Here is a 1100-nt window from a genome sequence, read left to right as displayed (position 1 = left end):
TTCAACAATATGGCGCCTTTCTTGAGGAAAGGGGTCTTTTCTTTCTTTTATTATTAGCAACTCTTTAATTTGAATTTCAATATAATAGAAAATAGTAGCAAAAAAAGATAAAATTATAATTAGAAATTAGGGAATTAATGGAGGAAAAAATGATACTATTTTTAAGCTTTTTTAAAAAGAATAGAGATAAAAGCACAAAATCAGCTAATTCTTCAGATACAACAAAACAAAAAGGTTTGAAGGCAATTAGAAAGGGAGAGTTAGGGGAGTATAAAATAGAAATTCAGTTAGAACAGCTTCCTAAAGAGTATAAACATCTAAATGATTTATTAGTTGAAAATTCAAAAGCCAAATCAGGTTTCTCTCAAGTTGATCATATCGTAATCACGCCCTATGGAATTTTTGTTATTGAAACAAAAAATTATCAAGGAACTATTTATGGTGGTAAAGCTCGAAAAACATGGTCAGTAAATGGAAAATTTAATATGATGAACCCTTTTATTCAAAACTATGGTCACATTCAAGCATTGAAAAGTATCATTGACAAAAAGTACCACCACTTATTTATCTCAATGGTATCCTTCACGAAACGATGTACTTTTAAGTTAGATGAATTAGACCTAAGAAAAATATCTTCAGATAACTTAATAGTCTATGACATTGAGTTGTCTGAATTTATAAACCGGAAAATCTCGGTACTTCAAATTGAACATGAAGAACCGTTACTTTCAGAAGCTGACATTACCAATATATTTAATTCCTTTTATAAAGAAAATATTACAGACTCAATGATTAGAGAAAAACACATTTATGCGTTAAAATACAATGATAAAACAGAAAAAGGCGTACAAAACGATCTAGGTCAAGAAAAATGCAGTATGTGCAATAAACCAGTCTCAGATAAGGTGAAGTCTTATTGTTTATCCAACAAAAAGTTCAAAGGGAAAATTTACTGTTTTGAGCATCAAAAAGAAGTTAGAATAAGGTAAGTAAATAATAAGTCAAGGATCGATTAGACTCCTGATATTCCACTTAAGTGGTCTTTCTAATTCAGAAAAATCATAATAGAAGTAACAATGATCTTCCGCAATATGGCGCTT

1 protein-coding gene is annotated in these 1100 nt (G+C 29.5%); it reads left to right on the top strand.

What is annotated here, in order from left to right; all coding sequences use genetic code 11:
• The first annotated feature begins 149 nt into the window (after nucleotides 1-149).
• Nucleotides 150-989 (top strand): nuclease-related domain-containing protein, encoded by an 840-nt coding sequence (locus tag JM172_RS24470; RefSeq protein ID WP_214484979.1) that lies wholly within the window; start codon nucleotides 150-152, stop codon nucleotides 987-989.
• Nucleotides 990-1100 lie beyond the last annotated feature (111 nt).

It is taken from the genome of Bacillus sp. SM2101 (genome assembly GCF_018588585.1).
Taxonomy (GTDB): Bacteria; Bacillota; Bacilli; order Bacillales; family SM2101; genus Nanhaiella; species Nanhaiella sioensis.
The sequence above is the reverse complement of the archived record's forward strand: the minus strand, read 5'-3'. Positions and strand labels throughout refer to the sequence as shown.

What these genes read in the sequence shown, in the direction of transcription:
- JM172_RS24470 (WP_214484979.1), top strand. Translation starts at nt 150, where the DNA reads ATGATACTATTTTTAAGCTTTTTTAAAAAGAATAGAGATAAAAGCACA.